The following is a 24,453-nucleotide window of genomic DNA, read 5'->3' on the forward strand; positions in this document are numbered from 1 at the left end:
CTCGGTGTCAAAATTGTTTTTGTTGGATCAGCTGAAGCTGCACACGAGCTCACGCAAAGCGATCAAATACTGAATCGCCCCAGCAGCCTATCTTGCTCCCCGACATGCTCGACCATGGCCGAGCACTGGTTGGCCTGCTGTTCCGCGCTACCGGAAACTTCAACGCTGATATCGCGGATCGTTGTGGTATTCCGGTTTATTTCCTCGGTCGTAGCACTCTGCTGTTCAGCCGCCGCAGCGATCTGCAGGTTCATCTCGTTTATCCGGTTGATCGCTTCCCGTATGCGTTCAAGCATCCCGTTAGCAGCGATCGCGTCTTGCGCCGTTTTGCTGGCTGTGTCCCGGCTGAATTGCATACGTGATTGCGCTTGTTTAACGCCCGACTGCAACTGGTCGATCATCTGGCGTATCTCCTGAGTGGAGTGCTGGGTTCTCGACGCAAGCGACCACACCTCATCGGCAACCACGGCAAAGCCGCGCCCGGATTCGCCCGCGCATGCCGCTTCGATGGCGGCGTTGAGCGCGAGCAGATTGGTTTGATCGGCGATGCTGGTAATCACCGAGAGAATCGACTCAATGTTCTGGCTGAGCAGGGACAACTCATTGATGGCACAGCCGGTAGCGTCCATTTCCTCTGCCAGACGCAGAATTGCGTTGGTCGAGCGCGAAACAAGGGCAACGCCGTTGACAGTCTGCTCATCAGCGGTCACCGCCGCCTGCGCATTGCCGGCGACCTCTTCCGCGGTGGAAGCCATCTCCTGCATGGCCGTGGCCAATTGCTCCAGTTCCTGCAGTTGCGTCTGCACGCGGTCGGCCGTCTGGCTGGCCTCCACCGAGGCCACCGTCGTGCTTTCACGCACGTGCTGGGCACTGCTCACCACATCGCCAATGAGCGTCCGGAGATTTTGCAAAAACCGGTTGAACTGTGCCGAAACCAGCGATATTTCATCGTTGCCGGTAACGGGCAGCTCACGGGTTAGGTCGCCTTGCCCGTCATTGATGTCTATCAACGAGTCTTTCAGGCGGTCCAGTGGACGCAGCAACATTTTCACCCAGACCCCGAGGAGCAATAGGCTGATCAACACGCCAAGGCCGGTGCCGACAACCGCGCGCCAGCCCAGAACACGGGCAGCGGCCATCACCACCCCTTCATCCAGAACGATGCCAATGTACCAGTCCATGCCCTTGAGTTGGCTAAGGGGAATGAAAGCGACGAGAAGGGTCTTGCCGTCGTGGTTGATCTCGCGCAGCTTGCTCTCAAGAGGCGGAAGATCACCGGCAAAAACCTCACCGTAGGACTTGCCATTCAGTTTGGTTTGCGGGTGCGAAATAATGTTGCCGTCCTTGCTTAGCAGAAAGGCATAGCCGGCACCACCGAAGTCTAGGGTGTTTATAGCGTCTGCTACCGCCTTCAAATGAATCTGCCCGCCGAACACGCCGATAGTCTGGCCAACATCACTGACCTTGCTCACCGCAGATATCAGAATCTCGCCGGTGGTGGAATCGGGGTAGGGCTCAGTAAACACGGCATGATTGGCAGCTTTACCCACCCCATACCATGGCCGCGTACGCCCATCATAATCAGCCTGGGGGTTCCAGGAAGCGCTGGTAATCAGCGGCTTTCCGGTGGAATCGTAGGCGCCGAAGACAATTTTGAATTCTGTGTTGAGCACCGGCGAATCGAGAACGCGTTGAGTGGCCTCGGGACTGTACTGGCTATTGATGGCCTGGCCAGCCAGATCAATCAACAGCAATTTGCCATTGAGCCAGTTCTCAATCTGCCTGGCCATGGTATTGCTGGTTTCCGCGATGTTCGCCTCTACCTGCTCGCGCAACAGTTCGCGCACTTGAGTAATCTGCAGCAGCGACAACAGGCCAGTGGTGACGAACAGCACACAGGCGGCCACAAGACTTACCTTGTAACGGATCTTCATCAAGAACTCCAACGAGGCGGGCTGATCGCATTGCCCGCGCCCGGCAGCGCGTGCGAATGGCTGCCGAGAGCGCTTACCAAGGGATTAGAAGAAGCCGAGCGGATTGATGTCGTAGCTGACCAGCAGGTTCTTGGTTTGCTGATAATGATCGAGCATCATTTTGTGGGTTTCGCGACCGACGCCAGACTTTTTGTAGCCACCGAACGCGGCGTGAGCCGGGTACAGGTGGTAGCAGTTGGTCCATACGCGGCCCGCTTTGATGCCCCGGCCCATGCGGTAGGCGCGGTTGATGTCGCGGGTCCACAGGCCTGCACCAAGGCCAAACTCGGTGTCGTTGGCAATCGCCAGGGCTTCCGCTTCGTCCTTAAAGGTAGTGACGCCGACGACCGGGCCAAAGATCTCCTCTTGGAACACACGCATTTTGTTGTGGCCCTTGAGCAGGGTCGGCTGGATGTAATAACCCGCCGACAAGCTGCCCTCGAGCTTCTCCACCGTGCCGCCAGCAAGCAGTTCAGCGCCTTCCTGTTCGGCGATTTCCAAATAGGAAAGGATCTTGTCGAACTGCTGCTCGGACGCTTGGGCGCCGACCATGGTGTCGGTGTCCAGCGGATCGCCGCGCTTGATCTGGTTGATCTTCTTCAACACTTCAGCCATGAACGCCGGGTAGATCGACTCTTGAACCAAAGCTCGCGATGGGCAGGTGCACACCTCGCCCTGGTTGAAGAATGCCAGCACCAGGCCTTCGGCGGCTTTTTCAATAAAACTGGGCTCAGCCTGCATGATGTCTTCAAAGAAGATATTCGGCGACTTGCCGCCCAGCTCTACCGTAGAAGGAATGATGTTCTCGGCAGCACATTTCATGATGTGCGAGCCCACTGGGGTAGAACCGGTGAAAGCGATCTTGGCAATGCGCTTGCTGGTGGCCAGTGCCTCACCGGCTTCACGGCCGAAACCATGCACGATATTGAGCACGCCAGGCGGCAGTAGGTCGCCAATCACTTCTAGCAGGACAGTGATGCCCAGCGGCGTTTGCTCCGCCGGCTTGAGCACGATGCAGTTACCCGCAGCCAGGGCGGGTGCCAGTTTCCAGGCAGCCATCAGGATGGGGAAGTTCCACGGGATGATCTGTCCGACTACTCCGAGCGGCTCGTGAATGTGGTAAGCCACGGTGTTACCGTCGATCTCAGCAGCACTGCCCTCTTGGGCGCGTAGGCAACCGGCGAAGTATCGGAAGTGGTCGGCGGCCAACGGAATATCGGCGTTGAGCGTTTCGCGGATCGGCTTGCCATTGTCCCAGGTTTCAGTAATGGCCAGCAGCTCAAGATTCTGTTCGATGCGATCGGCAATTTTTAACAGTATGGTCGAGCGTGTCAAAACCGACGCACGCCCCCAAGCATCTGCAGCGGCATGCGCCGCATCCAGAGCGCTTTCGACATCGTCAGCGCCAGAGCGCGGAAACTCGGCAATCGGCCGGCCATTGACCGGAGACGTGGTAGTGAAATATTCAGCGTTGATCGGACCGACGAACTCGCCGTTGATAAAGTTGCCGTAGCGAAGCTTGAAGGAAACCTTGGAACCTTCAGTACCGGGATGTGCGTAGCGCATTATTGTTTCCTAGTTATTGTATTTAGCTGGAGGAGCCTGGGACGGGGCGTGTCAGGTAAAACTTCCGCCTGGATTAGCGGGTGGCCCACCGCCATCGCGTTGGTGCCGCTATAGAGTTATCAGGTGTTGGCTCAAGCTCAAATCGATTATTCGAAGGGCTTGAACGGCTGGAGCGATACGACGGCAAAAGGGTGCGAGCTACTGGACCGGTGGCTGGGCGCTCTCCTCAAACAGTTCGGAAATCATCGGCCGGTTGCGACGGGTTTGCAGGCAGCAGAGGTAATAGCTGATGGTAAAAGGTTGTTCGACAAAGGCGATCGCCTTGGTCCCGGGCCGATCTGCATACTCCACTGATGATACGAATCCCACCCCGATGCCATGAACGACCGCATGAACAATGGCTTCTCGACTGTTTAGCTGCATCGTGCAGTTAAGTTTTACGTCATGAGCCGCGCAGCCCTCCTCCACTAATTGCCTTGTGCGCGAACCCTCCTCCCGTAGTACTACAGGTTGGCCAACAATATCTTTTACACTTACTACGTCCTGGCTTGCCCACGGGTGGTCATCTCGCACTACCGCCAGAATCGGACAGGTCCGATACAACTGGGTACTAAGGCGAGGGTCAAACTCGGACAACGCCAATATGGCAATATCAATATCAAAGTTATACAGCCGGTCAAGCGTTCCCGTTTCCGTTGTGAACGAAGTTTCCAATTCTACGTCTGGATGCTTCTGCATCAGCGAATAGGTGAGGCTCATGGCAATCGGCGGTGAAACGGCACCAATCCGCAACATCCCGTGCTTGCGCTGACGAAAACTCTGCAACAACTGGATCGCTTCATCTTCCTGCCCAAACAAGCCCTGCGTTATATCGTATAGCATATGTCCGGAAGCACTTAGCTCGATATATCGGCCGCGCCGGTGAAACAGCTCTACGGAAAATTTTTTCTCCAGTGCGCTGACTTGCTCACTGATGGTAGATTGGCCCACGCTCAAGTATTCCGACGCCAGGGTAAAACTTCCTGTACGTGCGACAGCATGAAACGAACGTAGCCATTTATGATACTGATACATGTTTAATCTCTTTGTTAGAGCATCTGATCGTCAATCCAAAAGGCATATACCCGCAAGGGCCAGATGATAGGGTCCTTGCCTATAGCATAGACCGTTTTTCTGATTAAAAAGAGGTCGCCGACCATCCACGTATTTTCTACGAGGGGGGATTGGCACGCAAAGGGTCGACGACCTAGAGGGAAACGTTTGTTTTACAGCAGCACGCGGCCAATGCATGCAAAGCAGAATCGACAGCCCATAATTTAGAAATTTATCACATAACTGGCGATCACCCGGTTTTCATCGCCACTGTCCGCATAGTTTGAACGATTGGTCGCGTTTCGCCACCGAAGCGAAAAATTCTTCAGTGGACCGGATTGAACAACGTAGATGATATCGGTGCTGCGCTCCCACTCATGCCCCTCTTCATCCAGGGCTCGCAACGCGGCAGACTTGGATGTCTTGATGTTGGTCGGGTCAACGCCGTCACCCTTGACATAACGCAAGTTGAACGTCAGGCCAGGGATACCCAGTGCAGCGAAGTCGTACCCGTACCCCGCGTAGATAGCCTGTTCATTGGCCAACGAGAAGGTGCTCACTAGCATTTCGGCAAACAGGTAGGTATCGGTACCGGAAATATAGGGAAACGCAGTATCGCCAGAGCTCTTTTGATAACCACCGCTCAGGGTGTGCCCAGCAATGGTGTAGCCCATGTTGCTACTGAATGTGCGGTTCTCCACCTCGCCGACAAGCTTGCGTCCGGTTTCACGAGCGTCAAAGTAGCGGGCTTCGACAAAGGCTTTACCTGCGCCTAGCGGCGTGTGGAACTTTATCCCCAGATAGTCCCGGCGAACAATATCATCAAGCTCACTCAGATGATAAGAAAGTGTCAGGTTGGGGAGCACCTGATAGTCCAGGCCACCATAGGAATAGTGGTCACCAGTTACTGCAGCGTAACCTCCAAACTGGGAGGTCAATGTGAGATCATCGGAACTGGATGAATCTCGCTGCTTAACTGAGTCGACCTGTCCCGCCGTAACGTTCAGGCCGGTAATGTCCTTAGAGACAAGATGGGCACCATTAAATACCTGGGGCAACAAGCGGCTATTGTTCGACGACAACAGTGGCAGTACCGGATTCAACCCACCAATACGCAACTCTGATTGCGCAAAGCGTGCCTTGGCGGTTACTGCCAGCTTTGAATAATCATCTTCAGCGCGTTTCTCGGACCCACGCGGCAGCAAACCTGTGCCGGTGCGGGCTGGGCTGGAATCAAGTTTCAACCCGAGCATCCCGATCGCGTCGACACCAAAACCAACCGTACCATCGGTAAAACCCGACTGTAGGTTCAGGATAAAACCTTGAGCCCACTCCTCGCGCTTTGATTGACTCGGAGCACCATCGCGAAAGTCGCGGCTGTAATAAAAATTTCGCAGCTCCAGTGAACCTTTACTGTCACCGATAAAGTCCGCGAAGGCGCTAGATGCACATGGCACCAGGGTTATGCACGCTGCGGTTTTCAGGTAGTGATGAGGTCTTGCTTTCATTATTGTTTGATCTCTACGTTGAGTAATACACCCAAGCACACGGGTGCGCTGGTGGCAGCCCATACAATCAGGTTTCGGCGAACAAACGGTTGAGTAAGGCAAATAAAGATTTTCGGCGTTCACAAGCATGTTAGTTGCTGCATTACATCTACAGCCAGGTCAAACACGTGATAATAATTTAGAACACGCGCCGCAGCACGCATGCGGTATTTTATTGTTCAGCGGGCGATTGATAATCACAGGGAAAGTGGCTTCGGACAATCCACCCTGGGCACATTACCGGTGCCATGCAAACCCTCCAGATTTGTTCAAGATTGGTTCAACCCCGTCGATGGCGCCGATCCTTGCCATGATGGCTTCTGGACTGGCGTTGCCACGGCACTCGGTTTTTCATGCAAGGTGCAGGGGCGTGCGGCTTCTGCGGAAAAACTGATTTGGCCAGGGCCGGCAGTTAGGCCTTTGCCCAGCTGTCGACGCCATTTTTCTTCGGCGTTGACGGACACCACAGTGGCGCCGGCGTGAGCAAAGCCGGCAAGAACGGTGTCGCAACGCAGCAATTCCGGGCCGGCCTTCACCACAGGTCGCCACGTCTCGATATCCAGATAGTAGTTACCGGAAATGCCGTGTTTGGGCGGAGGTCTCCCCGTGATGATAGACATGTTGCTTGTGCAGGTGAATAAAGATATCAAACCATTAACCGCCCTGGAAAAGCCTTGTTTGATAAAGTTTTGAATGCCGGGTATCGAGGCCTGTCCGAGACAACGCTGTAAGTAACTCTGATCGCTGCCATCGATGCAAATAACGACAATCGGTCGCTTTGGCCAGCTATATTTGGTTCCATTGACACTTACAGCATTGGTCATGTGAATGTCCTTCTGTAAAATGCTGCCTGCTGCTGCCAGGAGCAGAAGCAGGCAGCGCCCTGCGAACTAATTCACACTTAGCTCGATTGTGGCATTTCACCGCGTTCCAGACGCTTGTTGATGTCTTCGATCACTGCCGGCAGGTCGGCGATGGTGTCGATCAGGTAGTGCGGACGCGAGCCTTCGAACATCTTGACAATACGCGCGCGCTCTTCTGCCAGGACCTCCAAAGACAAGGATTTGTATTGGTCATAGGTCAAGCCGAGAGCGTTACCCGAACAGGTCAGCGCCACCGTCCACATGCCTGCGCTGCGACCTTCGAGGATACCTGGCCAGGTGTCGTCAACCTTCACGCAGGCCGCGACGTCGTCGATACCTAAGGCGATCACGTTAGCCAGCGCTTGTGCGGGATAAGGACGACCGTTCGGCACTTCGTCGGTAGCTACCACATGGTCAGTGACATAGCCGTTCTCACGGGCCAGATCGACGACCTTCTGCATGACCACCGCGGGATAACCGGAGCACGAACCGATTTTCAGACCTTTGCTACGCAGCGTGGCGATGGCATCCAGAGCGCCTGGAATCAATGCCGAGTGCACCGCAATCTTTTCGATCTGCAGCGGCATGAAGCGCTCATAGATGGCGGTCACGTCGTCGTCAGTCGGAGTACGTCCGAAGGCCGCGCGATAACGTTCGGCAATTTCCGGCACATCGCAAAGAGTACGGATATGATCCCATTTGCCCATGCCCATTGGGCCACGGGCTTCTTCAAGAGTAACTGCAACACCGAACTCGCCAAAGGCTTCGACAAAAATCTGAGTCGGCGCGAAAGAGCCGAAATCTACAACAGTGCCAGCCCAGTCCAGAACGACAGCTTTAAGTTGATTCGGTTGTTCGTAGTTCATATTGATACTCCACTTAGTTTTTAATGATCAACCCCGAAGATCATTAGCCATGCTACAGGGCTGTATACAGGTTTTAACGCAATAGCTGTTCAGCACTCGCATCACTGAAAAGTTTTCAATCAGTGATCGTTGACGACAAATGCGCAGACAGCATAAGTAGTACTCAATATGTAGCGGCTCATTGATAAAGCTCACCGGACATGCTCCGGGTAACGCGATATATTCCACAACAGAGACGAAACCGATACCAATGTTTTGCATGATCGCGTGAGTTATCGCCTCACGACTGTTCAATTGCATCACGCAGTTGAGTGTTACACCGTGCTGCTGGCAATAGTCTTCGAGCCGCTGCCGGGTCCGCGATTGTGATACGCGCAACACCAGCGCCCGTCGCGGTGGAAAAGCTCCACCGCGAATTTCTCCTCAAGAGCACCGACTTGTTCGCTTACAGTCGGCCGACCGACGCTGAGGTACTCAGCGGCGAGGGCGAAACTGCCCGTACTTGCCACGGTATGGAAGGAGCGGAACCACTCATTGTGTTGATACATATGAGGCGCCTAGATAAGCGAGTCAGCGTACAAGTTGCAAGCTTCAGCGCCGGATGAACAGGGCTACGGTTGCGCTGGAAAGACAGGCCGCAGTCACTACGATAAAGATCAGCGAAGTGTTACCGGTGCTGTCGAGCATTGAACCAATTAGCGGCTCTGCCAAGCCTGCGAACAGGTAGGAAGAAAAGTTCATGATCCCGGTGGCTGTGCCAGCACGTTTGGCACCGACTAGATCAGGGCACAGTGCCCAGAAGCTGGAAGCAGGGCCGTAGACGAAGAAGCCGCAAAGGAACAGGGCTACCAGACCAATACCGCTGTGGGAAGGCAGACTCCACATCCACAGGCTGGTTGCAGCGCCGAGGAACATGTAGAGCATGATCGCCAGATAACGCTTGGAGCCAAACAGCTTGTCGGATACCCAACCATTGCTCAGTGCACCGACTGCCATGCCTACCGGCAATGCAACGGTGATCCATTTAGGGTCGATGAAGCCGTCACCATGTTTCCAGTCAGCGCCCATGAAGTGCACCGGCACCCAGACGATCAAGCCATAGCGGGCGGCGTTCTGGAAGCCAAGGGATACAGCCGCAATAATCAGACGGAAGTTTTTCAGCACAGCTTTGTAACGCTGCGCCGAAGTTTCCACTTCACCGTCGGCAACTTCGTGGTCCTTATCGCCAGCATTGGCCACACCGGTGTCGGCAAGTGGTTCAAAGCCGAGGTCCTGCGGACGTTCACGAGCGACCAGGTAGAACAGGATGCCACCTGCCAGCATCAACAATACTGGCAGCCGGAAGATCCACCGCCACTCGAGCTGGAAGACCTCCAGGACAACGATCGAGGTGATGTACGACAGTACCGATGCACAGCCGGCGGCGAATACATAGAAGCCATAGACCTTGCCGCGTTCGCCGGCGCTCCACCAGTTCGACAGCAAGCGGCTACCCGGCGCCCAGCCCAAAGCTTGGAAGTAACCGTTGATACCCCATGGCAGGATCAGGCTGGCGAGGCCGCCGGCGAAACTGGTTACCCAGTTGGCGCCACAGGACAGTACCGCGCCCAGACTCATGATGCGCCGGCCGCCGAACTTATCGGCGAGATTGCCATTAATGGCCTGACCGATGGCATACGCCCATAGCATGACGGCCGATGCCCAGCCCAGGGTTTCTTTGGTAAAACCAAACTCAGCCTGAATGCCGGGGATGGCAAAACCGAAGGTTTGTCGCCCGGTATAGAAGAATAGGTAGCACAACATAGCAGCCAATAGCATGCGCCATTGAGCCACGCGGAAGGATGACGTCGGCACTGCAAGAGCGGACAGGGTGTCGGCACGATTCATGATGTTTTCCTTTTTGTTCGTTCCCACCAGCCGTTAACAGGCGGGGGTGGCACTCTTTTTTGGTGCATCAGGAAACCGCTGCAACAAACGCCGCAGCTAATGGAAATTCGTTCCTAGGCGGCTTGAGCGCCGATGAAGTTCTTGCCTCGCGCGCCTTGCATGGCAAACGCGATAATTTCTTCCGCCTCCTTGGCCGACACGCCATAGTCGGTAAACTCGGTCTTTACCTGCAAAGCGTGAAGGAACGCACGCAGTTGCGACTGCGCGGTACTGAGGTCGCTGCCAAATACTTGTTGCAGGGTACGGTCGCGCGCTTCATCCCGGCCCCAGGCCAAGCCCAGGACCAGCGGCAGTGTGAAGGAACAGGCGATGCCATGAGGTAGCCCATAACGCAGGGTCATTTCGTAAGAAATGGAGTGGGCAAGTGCCGTTTTGGTATTAGAGAAAGCCATACCAGCCTTAAGCGCAGCCAGCGCCATGCGCGAACGCAACTCCTTATTGGAGAGATCGCGATAGAGCTGCGGCAAGCACTCAAGGATGTCGTGGATGGCGGAAATGGCGAAGTTATCCGAGACTGGATTGGCATTGACATTCCAAATCGATTCCAGCGCATGAGACAACGCGTCTAAGCCGGTTGAGACAGTAACGCCAGCCGGCACGGTCAACATCAATTCTGGGTCAACGATAGCAACCTTGGGCCAGGTGCAGTCCAGGTGCAGCGAGTACTTCTTCTGGCTCGCGTTATCCCAGATCGTCGCCCACGGGGTTACTTCACTGCCAGTTCCCGCGGTAGTAGGTACTGCGATAAGTGCCTTAGTCCAAGCAGGCACGAAAGGCTTACCTGTTGCCAGCAATCGCAGCAACTCATCAAAGGTGCCGCTTTCGGTGCCTACGATCAACGCTTTCGCAGTGTCAATGGCGCTACCCCCACCAACGGCGATTACGGTTTCACAGTCTGCAGCCTCGCGCCAGAAGCGCTCATAAGTGCCGCGCAACTGAGCCACATCTGGGTTAGGCTGCACATCTTCGATGAGGTATACCAAGCGATCGCCCAGCAGACCCTGAATACGTTCCAAGAGACCCAGGCTACGAGCTTCCGGAAAAATGACCAGCGCGACTTTTTGATGGTCTGTGAGGGAAACCAGTTCCTTCAGGCTGCCATAGCCGTAGCGCGTATCGACCGGGTTGTGGAAACGAGCAGTCATGACGACTCCTTGGTTTTATTGTTGTTGGAAGGTGTGGTCATATTCAGCGCCACGGTTATATAGCTCAAATCGATTGTTTGAAGGTCGCTATCGGCTCAACCGATTACATGGTGCAGCCCTAGCTGCGCGGCTTCCGGAAACGTTACTAAAGCGACTTTGCTTGGGCACAGCTCGGCGATGCGTGCCAGCGCCGAATACGGTCGAGACAGGATTGTGGAAACCGGCACGCATAGGCAGTTCCTTGTTGTTGGTGGGGAGCGGAAAAATCAGTGACGAGCCGAGCCCTGGATGGCTTGGCGCAGGCGGCTGGAAAGCAGGTCGGCGAGCACCACCATCAAGGTAATCAGCAGAATACAGGTGGCGGTTTCCTGGTACTTGAACAGCTTCAGGCTGCTTACCAGCTCAAAGCCGACGCCACCCGCGCCGACCATGCCCAGCACCGTCGCCGAGCGTAGGTTGACCTCGAAGCGGTACAGCACCACCGCAATCCAGGCTGTAATCACTTGCGGTAATACACCGAAGACAATCACCTGCAGCGGTCGAGCGCCCGTTGCCTGCAATGCCTCGATCGGGCCCTGGTCGATTTCCTCGATACTTTCCGCGAAGAACTTACCGAGCATGCCCACACCGTGCAGCGCTAGGGCCAGCACGCCAGGGAACGGGCCTAGGCCCACCGCGGAAACGAACACAAGCGCCAGGATCAGTTCGTTAATGCTACGAATCACGTTGAGCAGTTGCCGGGTGCCCTGATACAGCCAACGCTTGTCGTGAAGGTTGCGCGCGGCAAGCAAGCCCAGCGGGATGGCACCGATAATCCCCAGCAGGGTGCCCCAGAGCGCGATCTGCAGGGTTTCCAGCGCTGGACGCCAGAGGTTTGGGAGGATACTCAGGTCCGGCGGCAGCGAGCGGCCGAGAAAGTCGCCAATCTGCGGCAGGCCGCTGGCCAGCTCGCCCCAGCTCAATTGCGCACCTTCGGCGCTCCAATGCAGCACGCAAAGGACCACTGCCAGCAATACAGCGCTGACCAGCCACCCGCGTGATGTCGTCGGCGTACGCACCAGCCATTGGTGAGTTCGTGGATTCATGTTCAGGCCCTCGTGCCAGCCGCGATGACAGGATGTTCAGCCACTGGGGAATCGCCTGCCTGACGAGGCCCGCCACTGTGGTAGATGCGCTGCAGTGCGGCGTCATCCAGGGTCTGCGCCGGGCCGTCGAATACCAGACGGCCACTGGCCAGGCCCACGATGCGGTCGCCGAATGCCCGTGCCAAGTCCACTTGGTGCAAATTGCACACCACCGTGATGCCAAGTGTGCGGGTTGCCTCGCGCAGATAACGCATGACCAGGTGTGCCGTGTTTGGGTCTAGGCTGGCCACCGGTTCGTCAGCCAGGATCACCTCCGGACGCTGGGCCAGCGCCCGGGCGATGCCGACGCGCTGCAGTTGCCCGCCTGATAGCGAATCTGCGCGCGCACCGGCCTTGTCGCTCAGTTCGACGCGGCTCAGGCAATCACGGGCCAGCTCTATGTCCTCTCGACGAAAGAGCTGCAGCAGCGAGGCCAGTGTGCTGCAGTGGGCCAGGCGTCCGGTCAGCACGTTCTTCAACACTGAAAGGCGCGGCACCACGTTGTGGTGCTGGAAGATCATCGCTACGCGCCGGCGCAGTTCGCGCTGCTGTGAAGCTTGCATGGCGTCCACCCCGCCGACTTCCAGCACGCCACTGTCAGCGTGAGCCAGACGGTTGATACAGCGCAACAAGGTGGACTTGCCGGCACCGGATTGGCCGAGGATCACCACGAACTCGCCTGCCGCGACCTGCAGGTCGATACCGCGTAATACCGGATTGTCGGCATAGCCCTTGACCAATTGCTGGATGCGGATCATTTCAGCCTCCGCAAGTCGAGGTCGAGCACCTTGGCGGTATCACGAACCACGTCATAGGCCGCGTCGCTGGTGGGCTGAAACCCGTCGAGCATGCCCTGGTCGCCCCATGGGACATCCTTGATCGCAGCGAATGCATTGCGCAATTTGGCCTGCAACTCAGGATCGAGGCCTTTGCGCCAGACCATCGGCGACTCGGGAATGTCCGGCGAGGTCCACACCACGTGGAAGTCCTGCTGCTTGACCTGTCCGTTGTGCGCCGCGCTCGCGAGGATGCGATCGGCCACCGCTGCGGCGTCCACTTTGCGGTTTTCCACCGCGAGGATGCTCGCGTCGTGGGATCCAGAGAAAATCACCCGTGAGAAAAGCGTTTTAGGGTCGTGGCCAGCCTGCTCCAGGCCCGCCTTGGGAAACAGGTGCCCCGAAGCCGAGCTGGGGTCGACAAAGGCGAATGTCTTGCCGTGCAGGTCTTGCAGGCTGCGGATGCCACTGTCGTTACGGGCGATGATCAGGCTGTGATAGGCGCTGCTGCCGGTTTTACGGGTCACGGCCACGGCAAACGCCTCGGCATCAGCCATCTGCTTAGCCAGCACATAAGAGAACGGCCCCAGGTAGGCAACATCCAATTTGCCCGCACGCAGGGCTTCGATCACGCCGTTGTAGTCTGTGGCAACGAAGGGTTTGACCGGCATGCCCAAGCGCTGCTCAAGCTGGTCGAGCACCAACTGGCTGCTTTTGATCATCGCTTGAGAGTCTTCGGAAGGTATCAGGCCGACGGTCAGGATCTCCTGGGCCTGTACGGCTGAAGTAAACATCAGAGGCAGCAGGATAAAGCGGGCAGAACGGCACAGGCTGGCAAAAGAGATCATGGCGTCACCGCAGGGTTGTTTTTGGTGAGGCCAAAGCTAGGGCTGTCATGTGACAGTCAACGCATCAGTTCAATATGGTTTTCGAGCGCTTTCCATTCAAAGGATCTATAGATGTCATCTGCCCGACTGCGTACGTTTCTTGCCGTTGCCCGCCATGCCAGCTTCAGCGCTGGAGCGAGAGCCATCGGCCTGAGCCAGCCGACAGCCACCAATCAGGTTCAGGCCCTGGAACGCGAATTCAACGTCGAGCTGTTCCACCGGCGCGGACGGCGTATCGAACTGACCACAGTGGGCCGTGCATTGCTGCCCATCGCCGGTCAACTGGCGCTGCTAGAAGCCGAAGCTGCCAACCTGCTGCGCGATGCTGGCAAGCTCAACCGCGGGCAACTGCGCATCGGCGCGGTCGGCCCGTTCCATGTGATCGAAATGGTTGACCGTTACCAGGCCCAGTATCCGCAGATCGATGTCTCTATTCGTGTCGGCAACTCAGCCTCAGTGCTGGCCGATCTGGAAAACTACGTGAGCGACATCGGTGTACTGGCGGGGCTGCAGGACGATCCTGCATTCGTCGCCCAGCGCTACGCGCGTCATCCGGTCATTCTCTTCGCCCATGTCGACCACCCGTTTGCCCGGCATGATGAGGTGCCGCTGCAAGCCCTGCAGGGGCAGCCTCTTCTACGTCGCGAGCAAGGATCGACCACCCGATTGGCACTGGAACAGGCTCTGGCCGAGGCTGACGTCAGCCCACGAATTGCCATGGAAATCGGCAGCCGCGAAGCATTACGCGAAGCGGTCATTCGTAAGCTCGGCATCGGCGCAGTGTCGGAAGCGGAATACATTGCCGACCCGAGCCTGAAAGTCATCCGCATCGCTGGCGACGCAGTTTTCACTGAAACCTATTTGTATTACTTAGCCGAGCGTCGCAGCAGTCGAGTCATCGACTCCTTCCTATCGATTGCCTTGCAGTGAAAGTGGAAAGTTGGCGCTCCATCGACTTCAGTGCCACTGTGCCACTGTGCCACTGTGCCACTGTGCCACTGTGCCACTGTGCCATTAGCATGACGTCTTAACGTCCAAGGCGAGTGCAGGACGTTCCGGGCATCGAACCCCTATCGGTTTTCCAAGGCAGGTGGTCGAGCCGAGACAGTGGTGACGGGCACGTTTTTCAAAGGACTTTGGCCGGGGGGAGAGCCTTGGCGCCGGCCAAAGGCTGGTTCGAATGGATACCCGATCCAGCGGAGCCGAAGCGCAAGCAGCCGTACTACATTACCAGCGCTGATGGAGGGCCACTCTACTTCGCAGCGCTCGCTGAGGTGCATCAGAGCATTGAGCCGGATGAGCGCGATGGGTTCGTTATCATCACCGCAACTGCGGACGAGGGCCTGATCGACATCCACGACCGAAAGCCCTTGGTGTTGACCCCTGAGCTTGCCCGGGAATGGATCGCCCCAAGCACATCACCAGAGCGGGCTTCGGCGATCGTGGAACAGGGCTGCAGGCCGGCAGCGGACTTTCGTTGGTTTCCAGTAGACAAGGCGGTGGGCAATGTCAGGAATGAGGGTGCATCGTTGGTTGCACCGATAAACAGCGAAGACCGGCAGGGTCAGCTAGAGTTTTGATATGTTCAAGCACCGTGAGATAACGATCATGCTAAAACAAGAAGCAGACGACGTGATTGAGCGTATCAGGGACGATCTGAAAAGGCATGGTGTGCTGATCGGCTACGATCCAGAGTTTACCACTGCCGATTTCGGTTGCGACCTGGACCACCACGTCGCTCAGGTCAGAGAGGATCCGGAAAACCGCGTCGTGTGTATCGTGATACATGACGAAGGCTTGTGGGCACAGCTCAGGCAGGGGTCCGTTTATCGCTGCGTCGTCAGTGAATGTAAAGGGAAGCTATTCGGCATGCCGATTACCATTGACCCTCAAACGGATGCGTCGTACACCATTCAGTACAAGCCCTGAAGTGTCTGCAGGGCAGTCTGCCAGCCAGGGTCACCCTCTGCCTGCCAAGTAGAACATCCCTCCGGCGAGCGTCGTTAAAACGATGCCGTCGAATACATCGCCAAAAGCGGCTTTATCCGAGAGCCATGCGTCGATCTGCGCGACCAGAAAGCAGACCGCGATGAATAAAACGGCGCCCGCGATGCGCCAATGCCGCCGCACCTATGCGACAATACGCTCAATGTCTGGTCTCAACCCCACATTTATCGCCCAACAGCTCGGGCATGGCGTGCAGATGCTCTCATCGACTTATGCGCGCTGGATTAACTCGTCCAACGACTGGCAGGAGCGGGAAACGCTCCAGATTGGTCCAAAATTGGTCCGCAGCTGCGAAGAAGCCACGTAAGTTATTGATAGGTAAGCTCCTTGATCTCCACCGCTAACATCACCATGCAGTTCGGCTCCAAGCCCCTGTTCGAAAACGTCTCGGTCAAATTCAACAACGGCAACCGCTATGGCCTGATCGGCGCCAACGGTTGTGGCAAGTCGACCTTCATGAAGATCCTCGGCGGCGACCTGGAGCCTTCCGGTGGTCAGGTCATGCTCGAGCCGAACACCCGCCTGGGCAAGCTGCGTCAGGACCAGTTCGCCTACGAGGAATTCACCGTTATCGACACGGTGATCATGGGCCACGCCCAGCTGTGGAAGGTCAAGGCCGAGCGTGACCGTATCTACTCGCTGCCGGAAATGACCGAGGAAGACGGCATGGCCGTCGCCGAGCTGGAAACCGAATTCGCCGAAATGGACGGCTACACCGCCGAATCGCGCGCCGGTGAACTGCTGCTGGGCCTGGGTATTCCGCTGGAACAGCACTTTGGCCCGATGAGTGAAGTGGCCCCGGGCTGGAAACTGCGCGTGCTGCTGGCCCAGGCGCTGTTCTCCGACCCGGACGTGCTGCTGCTCGACGAACCGACCAACCACCTGGACATCAACACCATCCGCTGGCTGGAAACGATTCTGACGGCGCGTAACAGCACCATGATCATCATTTCCCACGACCGGCACTTCCTGAACAGCGTGTGCACTCACATGGCCGACCTGGACTACGGTGAGCTGCGCCTGTTCCCGGGCAACTACGACGAGTACATGACCGCGGCCACCCAGTCGCGCGAGCAATTGCTGTCGGACAATGCCAAGAAAAAAGCCCAGATCGCCGAACTGCAGACCTTTGTCAGCCGCTTCTCGGCCAACGCCTCCAAAGCCAAGCAGGCAACCTCGCGTGCCAAGCAGATCGACAAGATCCAGCTGGCCGAGGTCAAGCCTTCGAGCCGGGTCAGCCCGTTCATCCGTTTCGAGCAGACCAAGAAGCTGCACCGCCAGGCTGTCGTCGTGGAAAAAATGGCCAAGGCCTTCGACGACAAGGTGCTGTTCAAGAATTTCGACATCACTGTCGAAGCCGGCGAGCGCGTAGCGATCATCGGCCCCAACGGTATCGGCAAAACCACCCTGCTGCGCACCCTGGTCGGCGAGATGACGCCGGATGCAGGCTCGGTGAAGTGGACCGACAGCGCCGAAGTGGGCTACTACGCTCAGGACCATGCGCACGATTTCGAAGACGACATGACCCTGTTCGACTGGATGGGCCAGTGGACCTCGGGTGAGCAGGTCATCCGTGGCACCTTGGGGCGCATGCTGTTCTCCAACGACGAGATCCTCAAGTCGGTCAAGGTGATTTCCGGTGGTGAACAGGGCCGCATGCTGTTCGGCAAGCTGATCCTGCAGAAGCCGAACGTGCTGGTGATGGACGAACCCACCAACCACCTGGACATGGAGTCGATCGAGGCGCTGAACCTGGCGCTGGAAAACTACCCGGGCACTTTGCTGTTCGTCAGCCATGACCGCGAGTTCGTGTCGTCGTTGGCGACCCGCATCATCGAACTGTCGCCGGACGGTGTGGTGGACTTCAGCGGCACCTATGACGACTACCTGCGCAGCCAGGGTGTGCTGGTCTGAAGTCGCTAGCCGGCCTGGCCCTTTGAGGTGACCAGGCCGGCCTCTTTATATGGCGACCACGCTCCACAGGTACTACGCAGTAACTGTGGAGCGGTTTCCCTTTGAATAACTCGTTAGCCTGCTTTCATTTCCTTCGCGCAACGGCCATGATGGGGCCACGCCCACCGCCCGCCCGCGAACGAGCCAATGACCGCGCCACAGCCCGCCCCCGCCAGCAGCAACGCCTCCATCACCCTGCAGATCCTCTCGATCGTTTTCTACACCTTCATCGCGTTCCTCTGCATCGGCCTGCCGATCGCGGTGCTGCCCAGCTATGTACACGACCAACTGGGCTTCGGTGCGGTGGTTGCCGGGGTAACCATCGGCCTGCAGTACCTGGCTACCCTGCTCAGCCGGCCTTTCGCAGGCCGTGTGGCCGATACGCTGGGCGGCAAGCAAGCGATCCGCTACGGTTTGCTGGGCATCGCGGCCTGTGGAATATTGACGCTGGCCTCGGCCTGGACCTTGAATGCGCCCTTGCTGAGCCTTGCGCTGCTGCTTGGCGGGCGCGTGCTGCTCGGGCTTGCACAGGGCCTGATTGGCGTTGCCACCCTTAGCTGGGGTATCAGCCAGGTGGGGCCTGAACATACAGCCAGGGTCATATCCTGGAACGGCATCGCGTCATATGGTGCCATCGCCATCGGGGCCCCCGTTGGCGTGCTCGCAGTCGATAGCCTGAATTTCAGCGTGCTCGGCCCAGCCTTGATACTGCTCGCCGCCCTGGCAATGCTGGTGCTGCGCAAACGCCCGGACGTGGTGGTGGTGCGCGGTGAGCGCCTGCCGTTCTGGTCTGCGTTCAGCCGTGTGGCGCCTTGCGGCCTTGGGCTGACCCTGGCTTCGATCGGCTATGGCACCCTGACCACCTTCGTCACGCTTTATTATCTGGAACGTGGATGGGCAGGCGCCGCTTTGTGCCTGAGTGCCTTCGGTGTGTGTTTCATCATTTCGCGGCTGTTGTTCGTCAACGCCGTCAACCGCTTTGGCGGTTACAACGTGGCGGTTGCCTGCATGGCCACAGAAGTGCTCGGCCTGAGCCTGTTGTGGCTTGCGCCCTCCCCGCTCTGGGCGCTGGTGGGGGCCGGCCTCACCGGTTTCGGCCTGTCGCTGGTGTACCCAGCCTTGGGCGTTGAAGCCATCAAGCAGGTGCCCAGCAGCAGCCGGGGTGCCGGGCTGGGGGCCTATGCGGTGTTCTTCGACATGGCATTGGCCATCGCCGGCCCGGTCATGGGCGCAGTGGCGGCACACCTTGGCTATGCGTCGATATTCTGCGTCGCGGCCCTGCTGGCCCTTAGCGGGGTTGGCCTGACGTTGTTGCTGGCGCGGCGCAGCCATCGCGGCTGAGCGTTACCCATGAAAAACGGCCGCCGCGCAAGCGACAGCCGTTCGTTTAATACAAGTTGTTCATGCCGTGGCGAACAGCTCACTGGCAATCTGCGCCTGAGCAGCATCGATGGCTTTGCTGCGGTGCTCCGGGCCATAGGCCAGGCCGTGGGCGCGAACGATCTCCAGGTCGGTGATGCCGATGAAGCCCAGGAACACCTTGAGGAAGTCTTCGTGGCCCGCGCCGGTCGGCTGGCCAGCGTGCAGGCCGCCAGCGGTGGAAACCAGTACTACTTTCTTGTCACCGCACAGGCCTTCAGGGCCTGCCTCGGTGTAGCGGAAGGTCTTGCCGGCCACTGCAACGCGGTCGATCCAGGCCTTGAGCTGGGTCGGTACAGTGAAGTTGTACATCGGCGCACCAATCACCACGGCGTCGGCGGCAAGAAACTCGTCCAGCGTTTCGGCGCTGAGCTTGGCTTCGAAGGCAAGGGCTGCATCGCGAACGTCTTCCGGCGTGCCGGCTGCAACCAGGGTGGCAGCAGAGAAGTGGGCAATGGCGTCGGCGGCGAGGTCACGATAGACCACTTCGATGCTCGGGTCAGCGGCTTTCCAGGCCTGGACCACTTCACGGCTCAGTTGGCGCGAGGCGGAATTGTCGCCCAGGATGCTCGAATCGATGTGCAACAGTTTCATGGGACTCTCCTGTGAATGAAGACCGCAGCATTGGGCGATCACGATGGAGAGAATCCTACCGGACCGTCGAATAGCTGAAAAGCCAGCAAAAATGCGTTAGTTTGTCCCACAGATAGAACAGTGAGACAGCCCTCATGCAAGACCTCAACGATCTCTTCTACTTCGTTCGCGTAGTCGAAGCCGGTGGCTTCGCCGCCGCCGGGCGCCAGCTGGGCATCCCCAAGTCGCGTCTGTCGCGGCGCATCGCCGAACTGGAAGAGCGGTTGGGCACGCGGTTGCTGCAGCGCACCACGCGCCAACTGAAGCTCACCGCGGTGGGTGAACGCTATCTGCACCATTGCCAGGCCATGCTGCTGGAAGCCGAGGCCGCTGACGAGGCGGTGGCCAGCATGAGCAGCGAGCCGCGGGGGCGCTTGCGGGTGTCCTGCCCGGTAGCGTTGGCCCATGCGTTCCTGCCGGACGTCATCAGCCGATTTCTGGAGCTGTACCCCCAGGTGCAACTGGACATGGTGTTGCTCAATCGCCGTGTCGACCTGATTTCCGAAGGCATCGACGTTGCCCTGCGCGTGCGAGAGCTGGGCGACGAAGACCCGGCGCTGGTCACGCGCCGGCTGCGCCAGGCGCAGATGCAACTGGTGGCCGCGCCCGGCTTTGCCGATCATGTCCGTGAGCCGTCCGAGCTGGCCTCCTTACCGGTACTGGGCGCTGCTGAAGCAGACAGGCTGGTGCATTTGCGCCTGCTGGGGCCCAATGGTCGCCAACAGGAAATCGCCCTGGAGCCACGGTTGGCCATCGATGATTTTGTGGTGCGCAATGCCGCCGTACGTGCCGGGCTGGGATTTACTGCGTTGCCGAGCATGTTCTGCGAGCATGAACTCGAACGCGGCGAGCTGGTGCGGCTGCTGCCGGACTGGTCGCTGCCGGGGGGCTATCTGCAGGCGGTTTACCCGCATCGGCGTGGGTTGCTGCCTGCAGTACGGGTATGGATCGATCATCTGGCAGCATCGTTCGAAGCGTGTGGAGACCGTTATGTCTAGACAGACCATGACCGCGGAACAGGTGGCGGCGTTTTGCCTGGCGCTGCCCGGCGCACGGGAAGACTACAAGTGGGGCGGAATCCGGGTATTTTCGGTTGCCGGTAACAAGATGTTCGCAGTACTCGACCTGGCGGGGGCTGGCTTGTCGTTCAAGGTGGCCGATGAGCTGTTTCTGGGCTACTGCGACAGGCCAGGCGTGCGCCCGGCACCGTATCTGGCACGGGCGCGGTGGATCAGCATGGCGCCGCCCTACCCCATGGGCCGGGAAGAATTGTGTGACCTGCTGCAGCGCTCGCACCAGTTGGTGGTGCGGCGGCTGGCGAAGCGCTCGCAGGTTGGCCTGCTGATGTGAGGGCCCGCGAAGGGCAGTAAGAGGCCATCACCCCAGAGACAGTACATGCCCACCCAGAAACAGGTGATCAACCCAGAACACCTGATGCAGCAATACAATCGCCCAGAACACCATCTGGTATGAAGCCTTGTGGGTCTTGTGCCGGTAAAGCTGCTGGGCGATCAGCGCACCTGGCCAGCCACCCAGTAGCTCACTGGCATGCAGTACCTTCTCTGGCGTGCGCCAGGCCTGGGTACGGGCCTGCTGCTTGTCCTGCCAATACAGCAGAACTGTAACCAGGCTTACAGCGGGATAAATCGCCAACGGCAGCCATGACTGCCCGCTCCACGCCATCTGCGCCGCGCCCGCCAGCGGCAGCAGGCACAACACCCCAAGCATCAGCAGCTTGAGGCGTACATTGCGTACGCCCTCTGCCTTGCGCGCAGCACGCCGTTCTGCCGTTTGTGTCCGAGCCATATCAGCCGTGCGCCGTCGACCAGTCGACCCAGCCGAACTGCCAGGTGGCCAGGATCAGCAAACCGAAGGCTATGCGGTACCAGGCGAAGGCCGCATAACTGTGGTTGGCGATGAACTTGAGCAGGCCGCGCACTGCGATCATGGCGAAGATGAACGAAGTCACGAAGCCAATCGCGAACACTGGCAGATCGCTCGGCTGGAACAGGTCACGGTATTTGTAACCCGAGTACACTGCCGCACCGACCATGGTCGGCATTGCCAGGAAAAACGAGAACTCGGTGGCTGCCTTGCGCGACAGGCCGAACAGCAGGCCGCCGATGATGGTCGAGCCGGAGCGCGAGGTGCCCGGGATCATCGCCAAACACTGCACGAACCCGATCTTCAAGGCATGCGACCAGCGCATGTCATCGACGTGGTCGACCGCCACGCTGTGGGTGCGGCGCTCGGCCCAGAGCATGATCACACCGCCGATCACCAGCGCCGTCGCCACGGTGATCGGGTTGAACAGATATTCATGGATCAGGTCGGCGAACAGCACCCCCAGCACCACCGCCGGCATGAACGCCAGCAGCAGGTTGGCGGTGAAACGCCGCGCCGCCGGCTGGCTTTTCAGCCCGAACACCACATCGAGGATCTTGCGCCGAAACTCCCATACCACCGCCAGGATGGCCGCCAACTGAATGATGATGTTGAAGGCCATGGCCCGTTCGCCACCAAAGCCGATCAGGTCAGCAACGATGATCTGGTGACCGGTACTGGAGATCGGCAAAAATTCTGTCAGTCCTTCGACCACGCCCAAGATGATTGCCTGAAAGGCAGTCCAAAAATCCATCATTCCCCCGGTTGGAGCGCTGCTGCTTGCAGGCCCCTTGTTCTTGATTTGCTTGTGATTGCCGCATGCGGCGCGGCCTTTTTACAGCGTCAGTTGGGACCCGTGCCAGTAGAAAAGTTCACGTGGCCTAAAGGTTTCATCTCGCGCGGCCGAAATCCTAGCAGAGCGGCTTTGCAAAGGCTTGCCCGGCATGCGGCATCACAGCCATTAACTAGCACTTAGCCATTAGTCGGGTTTGGCCAAGCGCCAAAGCATGCTTGGATGCACCTTCATAAAAAGAACAATGCGGGAGTGCCGTTCATGAAGACCTTGAGGTCAATGTCGATCAGCCGCCGTTTGTGGCTGATACTGCTGGTTGCAGTGGCAATGCTGGTGATGCTCGGCCTGCTGATGCTGCGTCAGATCCATGGCGACCTGTACCAGGCCAAGGCGGAAAAAACCCGCCATGTGGTGCAGACCGCTGCGGGCGTGCTGGCGTATTACCAAGGCCTGGAGGCCGCAGGCACGCTCAGCCGCGATGCGGCCCAGCAACAAGCCCTGCAGGTGGTGCGCGCGCTGCGCTACGACCAGAACGACTACTTCTGGATCAACGACCTGGCGCCGAAAATGATCATGCACCCGGCCAACCCCAAGCTCGATGGCCAGGACCTCTCCGCCATTCGCGATCCTGACGGTTTCGCCGTATTCAACGAAATGGCTGCCCTCGCCCGCAGCCAGGGCGCAGGCCCGGTCAATTACCGCTGGCCCAAGCCTGGTGCCAGCGAACCGGTGGCCAAGACTTCTTATATTCAGCTGTTCAAGCCATGGGGCTGGATCATCGGCTCTGGCGTGTACATCGATGATGTGCAGGCTGAATTCGCCCGCCAGTTGCGCCATGCCTCGCTGGTGGGCCTGGGTATCGCCCTGCTGATGGCTCTGGTGGTCATGCTCATCGCCCGCAGCATCGCGCGCCCGTTGCAGGAAGCGGTACAGGCGATGGGCAACATCGCCAGCGGCGAAAGCGACCTGACCCGACGCCTGGATACCCATGGCCGTGACGAAATCACCCACTTGGGCGAGCACTTCAACCGTTTCAACGGCAAGTTGCAGCGTGTGGTCGGCCAACTGCAGGGCGCGGCGCACTCGTTGGCGCAGTCCGCCGGGCATGTCGGTGACAATGCCGGTGCCGCGCAACAACGCAGCGCACAGCAATCGATGCAGATGGACCAGGTGGCAACAGCGGTCAACGAGGTGACCTACGCGGTGCAGGACGTGGCCAAGACCGCGGAGCAGGCTGCAGGCGAAATGCGCGCAGCGCAGCAGCAGGTGGAGCACGGGCAGCAAGCTATCCATGGCAGCCTGCAGCAGATCGACCGGCTTTCGGCAACTATCGAGCAGGCGGTACAAGTGATCCGTGACCTCGCCGGGCACAGCACGAAAATCGGCGGGGTGCTGGAGGTGATACGCTCGATCGCCGAACAGACCAACCTGCTGGCCCTCAATGCGGCCATCGAAGCGGCCCGCGCCGGCGAGCAGGGCCGTGGCTTCGCGGTGGTGGCTGATGAGGTGCGGCTGCTGGCCCAGCGCAGCGCGCAATCGACGGCAGAGATACACACCATGATCGAGCACCTGCAAGGTCAATCGGACGCCGCGGTCAAGGCCATCGACACCAGCAGCGAAGCTTCGCGCCAGACAGTCGAGCAAGCCCGGGAGGCCGGCTCCAGCCTGGACGCCATCAGCCAGGCGCTGCACAACCTCACCGTGCTCAATGCCACCATTGCCAGCGCGACCTTGCAGCAGTCGCATGTGGTTGAGGAGATCAATCGCAATGTGCTGGACACCGCCGGGTTGTCGCAACAGACCGCCGATGCAGCGCGCCAGTCCAGTGATGCCGGCGTGGCGCTGGGGCGCCTGAGCGAAGAGTTGGAGCAACTGCTGCGCCAGTTCCGGGTATGAGGACACTCGTGGGAGCCGGCCCGTCGGTTCCTACTGGCATGCGCCAGCACGTGCTGCTGGCCTTCTACTCCTTCCTGCGCCC

Annotated in this window: 21 protein-coding genes and 4 pseudogenes; 10 read left to right on the forward strand and 15 right to left on the reverse strand. The window is 58.5% G+C overall.

Annotated features, from left to right (window positions below):
• Positions 1-62 precede the first annotated feature (62 nt).
• The 12 genes and pseudogenes from ACMGF5_RS22415 to phnD all read right to left on the reverse strand — a co-directional run bounded on the left by ACMGF5_RS22415 (position 63) and on the right by phnD (position 13,693).
• Complete coding sequence (locus ACMGF5_RS22415) at positions 63-1,934, reverse strand: methyl-accepting chemotaxis protein (RefSeq protein WP_237858511.1); 1,872 nt, start codon at positions 1,932-1,934, stop codon at positions 63-65.
• Between the two features lie 84 nt (positions 1,935-2,018).
• On the reverse strand, positions 2,019-3,539 hold the full coding sequence (locus tag ACMGF5_RS22420) for an aldehyde dehydrogenase family protein (protein WP_174141162.1): 1,521 nt from the start codon (positions 3,537-3,539) through the stop codon (positions 2,019-2,021).
• A gap of 198 nt (positions 3,540-3,737) precedes the next feature.
• Complete coding sequence (locus ACMGF5_RS22425) at positions 3,738-4,613, reverse strand: LysR substrate-binding domain-containing protein (RefSeq protein WP_125924091.1); 876 nt, start codon at positions 4,611-4,613, stop codon at positions 3,738-3,740.
• Positions 4,614-4,855: 242 nt separating this feature from the next.
• Positions 4,856-6,139, reverse strand: coding sequence for an OprD family porin (locus tag ACMGF5_RS22430; RefSeq protein ID WP_414157871.1), 1,284 nt, complete (start codon positions 6,137-6,139; stop codon positions 4,856-4,858).
• A gap of 308 nt (positions 6,140-6,447) precedes the next feature.
• A complete protein-coding gene (locus ACMGF5_RS22435; protein WP_174141161.1) occupies positions 6,448-7,002 on the reverse strand; it encodes an alkaline phosphatase family protein in 555 nt (184 codons plus the stop codon).
• A gap of 77 nt (positions 7,003-7,079) precedes the next feature.
• Positions 7,080-7,907: a phosphonoacetaldehyde hydrolase gene (gene phnX, locus ACMGF5_RS22440; RefSeq protein ID WP_125924089.1), complete on the reverse strand. Its 828-nt coding sequence runs from the start codon at positions 7,905-7,907 to the stop codon at positions 7,080-7,082.
• A 27-nt stretch (positions 7,908-7,934) separates the two neighbouring features.
• Positions 7,935-8,455 (reverse strand): annotated as a pseudogene (locus ACMGF5_RS22445) (LysR family transcriptional regulator).
• Positions 8,456-8,498: 43 nt separating this feature from the next.
• Positions 8,499-9,794 carry an MFS transporter gene (locus ACMGF5_RS22450; protein ID WP_115274722.1) on the reverse strand — a complete coding sequence of 432 codons (1,296 nt, stop codon included), beginning with the start codon at positions 9,792-9,794 and terminating at the stop codon, positions 8,499-8,501.
• Between the two features lie 113 nt (positions 9,795-9,907).
• A complete protein-coding gene (gene psrA / locus ACMGF5_RS22455; RefSeq protein ID WP_115274721.1) occupies positions 9,908-10,999 on the reverse strand; it encodes an iron-containing alcohol dehydrogenase PsrA in 1,092 nt (363 codons plus the stop codon).
• Positions 11,000-11,265: 266 nt separating this feature from the next.
• Positions 11,266-12,084 (reverse strand): phosphonate ABC transporter, permease protein PhnE, encoded by an 819-nt coding sequence (phnE, locus tag ACMGF5_RS22460; protein ID WP_174141160.1) that lies wholly within the window; start codon positions 12,082-12,084, stop codon positions 11,266-11,268.
• 2 nt (positions 12,085-12,086) lie between these two features.
• Positions 12,087-12,881, reverse strand: a complete 795-nt coding sequence (phnC, locus tag ACMGF5_RS22465; protein ID WP_174141159.1) for a phosphonate ABC transporter ATP-binding protein — start codon at positions 12,879-12,881, stop codon at positions 12,087-12,089.
• Positions 12,878-13,693, reverse strand: a complete 816-nt coding sequence (phnD, locus tag ACMGF5_RS22470; RefSeq protein WP_251962699.1) for a phosphonate ABC transporter substrate-binding protein — start codon at positions 13,691-13,693, stop codon at positions 12,878-12,880. Before phnD ends, phnC begins: the two co-directional genes overlap by 4 nt.
• A 165-nt stretch (positions 13,694-13,858) precedes the next feature.
• On the opposite strand from phnD, the gene ACMGF5_RS22475 reads away from it, so the two are divergent.
• The 6 genes and pseudogenes from ACMGF5_RS22475 (at position 13,859) to ACMGF5_RS22500 (ending at position 19,087) form a co-directional block, all read left to right on the forward strand.
• Positions 13,859-14,716, forward strand: a complete 858-nt coding sequence (locus ACMGF5_RS22475) for a LysR substrate-binding domain-containing protein (RefSeq protein WP_174141158.1) — start codon at positions 13,859-13,861, stop codon at positions 14,714-14,716.
• A gap of 165 nt (positions 14,717-14,881) precedes the next feature.
• Positions 14,882-15,366: pseudogene (locus ACMGF5_RS22480) on the forward strand (SOS response-associated peptidase family protein); the annotation flags it as partial.
• A 1-nt stretch (position 15,367) separates the two neighbouring features.
• The gene (locus ACMGF5_RS22485; RefSeq protein WP_231386186.1) at positions 15,368-15,715 is read left to right on the forward strand and encodes a hypothetical protein; all 348 of its coding nucleotides are present in this window, start codon (positions 15,368-15,370) and stop codon (positions 15,713-15,715) included.
• 190 nt (positions 15,716-15,905) lie between these two features.
• Positions 15,906-16,100 (forward strand): annotated as a pseudogene (locus tag ACMGF5_RS22490) (site-specific integrase); the annotation flags it as partial.
• A gap of 20 nt (positions 16,101-16,120) precedes the next feature.
• The gene (locus ACMGF5_RS22495) at positions 16,121-17,707 is read left to right on the forward strand and encodes an ABC-F family ATPase (RefSeq protein ID WP_012314600.1); all 1,587 of its coding nucleotides are present in this window, start codon (positions 16,121-16,123) and stop codon (positions 17,705-17,707) included.
• Between the two features lie 186 nt (positions 17,708-17,893).
• Positions 17,894-19,087 carry an MFS transporter gene (locus ACMGF5_RS22500; RefSeq protein ID WP_414157234.1) on the forward strand — a complete coding sequence of 398 codons (1,194 nt, stop codon included), beginning with the start codon at positions 17,894-17,896 and terminating at the stop codon, positions 19,085-19,087.
• 60 nt (positions 19,088-19,147) lie between these two features.
• Here ACMGF5_RS22500 and ACMGF5_RS22505 read toward each other — a convergent pair whose 3' ends face one another.
• On the reverse strand, positions 19,148-19,759 hold the full coding sequence (locus ACMGF5_RS22505; RefSeq protein ID WP_115274714.1) for an FMN-dependent NADH-azoreductase: 612 nt from the start codon (positions 19,757-19,759) through the stop codon (positions 19,148-19,150).
• Between the two features lie 134 nt (positions 19,760-19,893).
• Here ACMGF5_RS22505 and ACMGF5_RS22510 point away from each other — a divergent pair, with 134 nt between their 5' ends.
• A complete protein-coding gene (locus ACMGF5_RS22510) occupies positions 19,894-20,796 on the forward strand; it encodes a LysR substrate-binding domain-containing protein (protein ID WP_046786126.1) in 903 nt (300 codons plus the stop codon).
• Between the two features lie 7 nt (positions 20,797-20,803).
• The gene (locus ACMGF5_RS22515) at positions 20,804-21,148 is read left to right on the forward strand and encodes an MmcQ/YjbR family DNA-binding protein (RefSeq protein WP_414157872.1); all 345 of its coding nucleotides are present in this window, start codon (positions 20,804-20,806) and stop codon (positions 21,146-21,148) included.
• A 27-nt stretch (positions 21,149-21,175) separates the two neighbouring features.
• Here the strand turns inward: ACMGF5_RS22515 and ACMGF5_RS22520 are convergent, their stop codons facing one another.
• Positions 21,176-21,604: a DUF1294 domain-containing protein gene (locus ACMGF5_RS22520; protein ID WP_414157235.1), complete on the reverse strand. Its 429-nt coding sequence runs from the start codon at positions 21,602-21,604 to the stop codon at positions 21,176-21,178.
• A gap of 1 nt (position 21,605) precedes the next feature.
• Positions 21,606-22,436, reverse strand: coding sequence for an undecaprenyl-diphosphate phosphatase (locus tag ACMGF5_RS22525; protein WP_012314606.1), 831 nt, complete (start codon positions 22,434-22,436; stop codon positions 21,606-21,608).
• A gap of 390 nt (positions 22,437-22,826) precedes the next feature.
• On the opposite strand from ACMGF5_RS22525, the pseudogene ACMGF5_RS22530 reads away from it, so the two are divergent.
• Together ACMGF5_RS22530 and ACMGF5_RS22535 are read left to right on the forward strand one after the other, a co-directional pair.
• A pseudogene (locus tag ACMGF5_RS22530) lies at positions 22,827-23,498 on the forward strand (cache domain-containing protein); the annotation flags it as partial.
• 138 nt (positions 23,499-23,636) lie between these two features.
• The gene (locus ACMGF5_RS22535) at positions 23,637-24,371 is read left to right on the forward strand and encodes a methyl-accepting chemotaxis protein (RefSeq protein ID WP_414157873.1); all 735 of its coding nucleotides are present in this window, start codon (positions 23,637-23,639) and stop codon (positions 24,369-24,371) included.
• Positions 24,372-24,453: the final 82 nt, after the last annotated feature.

The sequence above is a fragment of the Pseudomonas sp. BNK-15 genome (assembly GCF_047456105.1).
Lineage (GTDB): Bacteria > Pseudomonadota > Gammaproteobacteria > Pseudomonadales > Pseudomonadaceae > Aquipseudomonas > Aquipseudomonas putida_E.

Coding starts and splice junctions, on each gene's coding strand:
- ACMGF5_RS22415 (WP_237858511.1), bottom strand. CDS start 1,934: ATGAAGATCCGTTACAAGGTAAGTCTTGTGGCCGCCTGTGTGCTGTTC.
- ACMGF5_RS22420 (WP_174141162.1), bottom strand. CDS start 3,539: ATGCGCTACGCACATCCCGGTACTGAAGGTTCCAAGGTTTCCTTCAAG.
- ACMGF5_RS22425 (WP_125924091.1), bottom strand. CDS start 4,613: ATGTATCAGTATCATAAATGGCTACGTTCGTTTCATGCTGTCGCACGT.
- ACMGF5_RS22430 (WP_414157871.1), bottom strand. CDS start 6,139: ATGAAAGCAAGACCTCATCACTACCTGAAAACCGCAGCGTGCATAACC.
- ACMGF5_RS22435 (WP_174141161.1), bottom strand. CDS start 7,002: ATGACCAATGCTGTAAGTGTCAATGGAACCAAATATAGCTGGCCAAAG.
- phnX (WP_125924089.1), bottom strand. CDS start 7,907: ATGAACTACGAACAACCGAATCAACTTAAAGCTGTCGTTCTGGACTGG.
- ACMGF5_RS22450 (WP_115274722.1), bottom strand. CDS start 9,794: ATGAATCGTGCCGACACCCTGTCCGCTCTTGCAGTGCCGACGTCATCC.
- psrA (WP_115274721.1), bottom strand. CDS start 10,999: ATGACTGCTCGTTTCCACAACCCGGTCGATACGCGCTACGGCTATGGC.
- phnE (WP_174141160.1), bottom strand. CDS start 12,084: ATGAATCCACGAACTCACCAATGGCTGGTGCGTACGCCGACGACATCA.
- phnC (WP_174141159.1), bottom strand. CDS start 12,881: ATGATCCGCATCCAGCAATTGGTCAAGGGCTATGCCGACAATCCGGTA.
- phnD (WP_251962699.1), bottom strand. CDS start 13,693: ATGTTTACTTCAGCCGTACAGGCCCAGGAGATCCTGACCGTCGGCCTG.
- ACMGF5_RS22475 (WP_174141158.1), top strand. CDS start 13,859: ATGTCATCTGCCCGACTGCGTACGTTTCTTGCCGTTGCCCGCCATGCC.
- ACMGF5_RS22485 (WP_231386186.1), top strand. CDS start 15,368: ATGTTCAAGCACCGTGAGATAACGATCATGCTAAAACAAGAAGCAGAC.
- ACMGF5_RS22500 (WP_414157234.1), top strand. CDS start 17,894: ATGACCGCGCCACAGCCCGCCCCCGCCAGCAGCAACGCCTCCATCACC.
- ACMGF5_RS22505 (WP_115274714.1), bottom strand. CDS start 19,759: ATGAAACTGTTGCACATCGATTCGAGCATCCTGGGCGACAATTCCGCC.
- ACMGF5_RS22510 (WP_046786126.1), top strand. CDS start 19,894: ATGCAAGACCTCAACGATCTCTTCTACTTCGTTCGCGTAGTCGAAGCC.
- ACMGF5_RS22515 (WP_414157872.1), top strand. CDS start 20,804: ATGACCGCGGAACAGGTGGCGGCGTTTTGCCTGGCGCTGCCCGGCGCA.
- ACMGF5_RS22520 (WP_414157235.1), bottom strand. CDS start 21,604: ATGGCTCGGACACAAACGGCAGAACGGCGTGCTGCGCGCAAGGCAGAG.
- ACMGF5_RS22525 (WP_012314606.1), bottom strand. CDS start 22,436: ATGGATTTTTGGACTGCCTTTCAGGCAATCATCTTGGGCGTGGTCGAA.
- ACMGF5_RS22535 (WP_414157873.1), top strand. CDS start 23,637: ATGGACCAGGTGGCAACAGCGGTCAACGAGGTGACCTACGCGGTGCAG.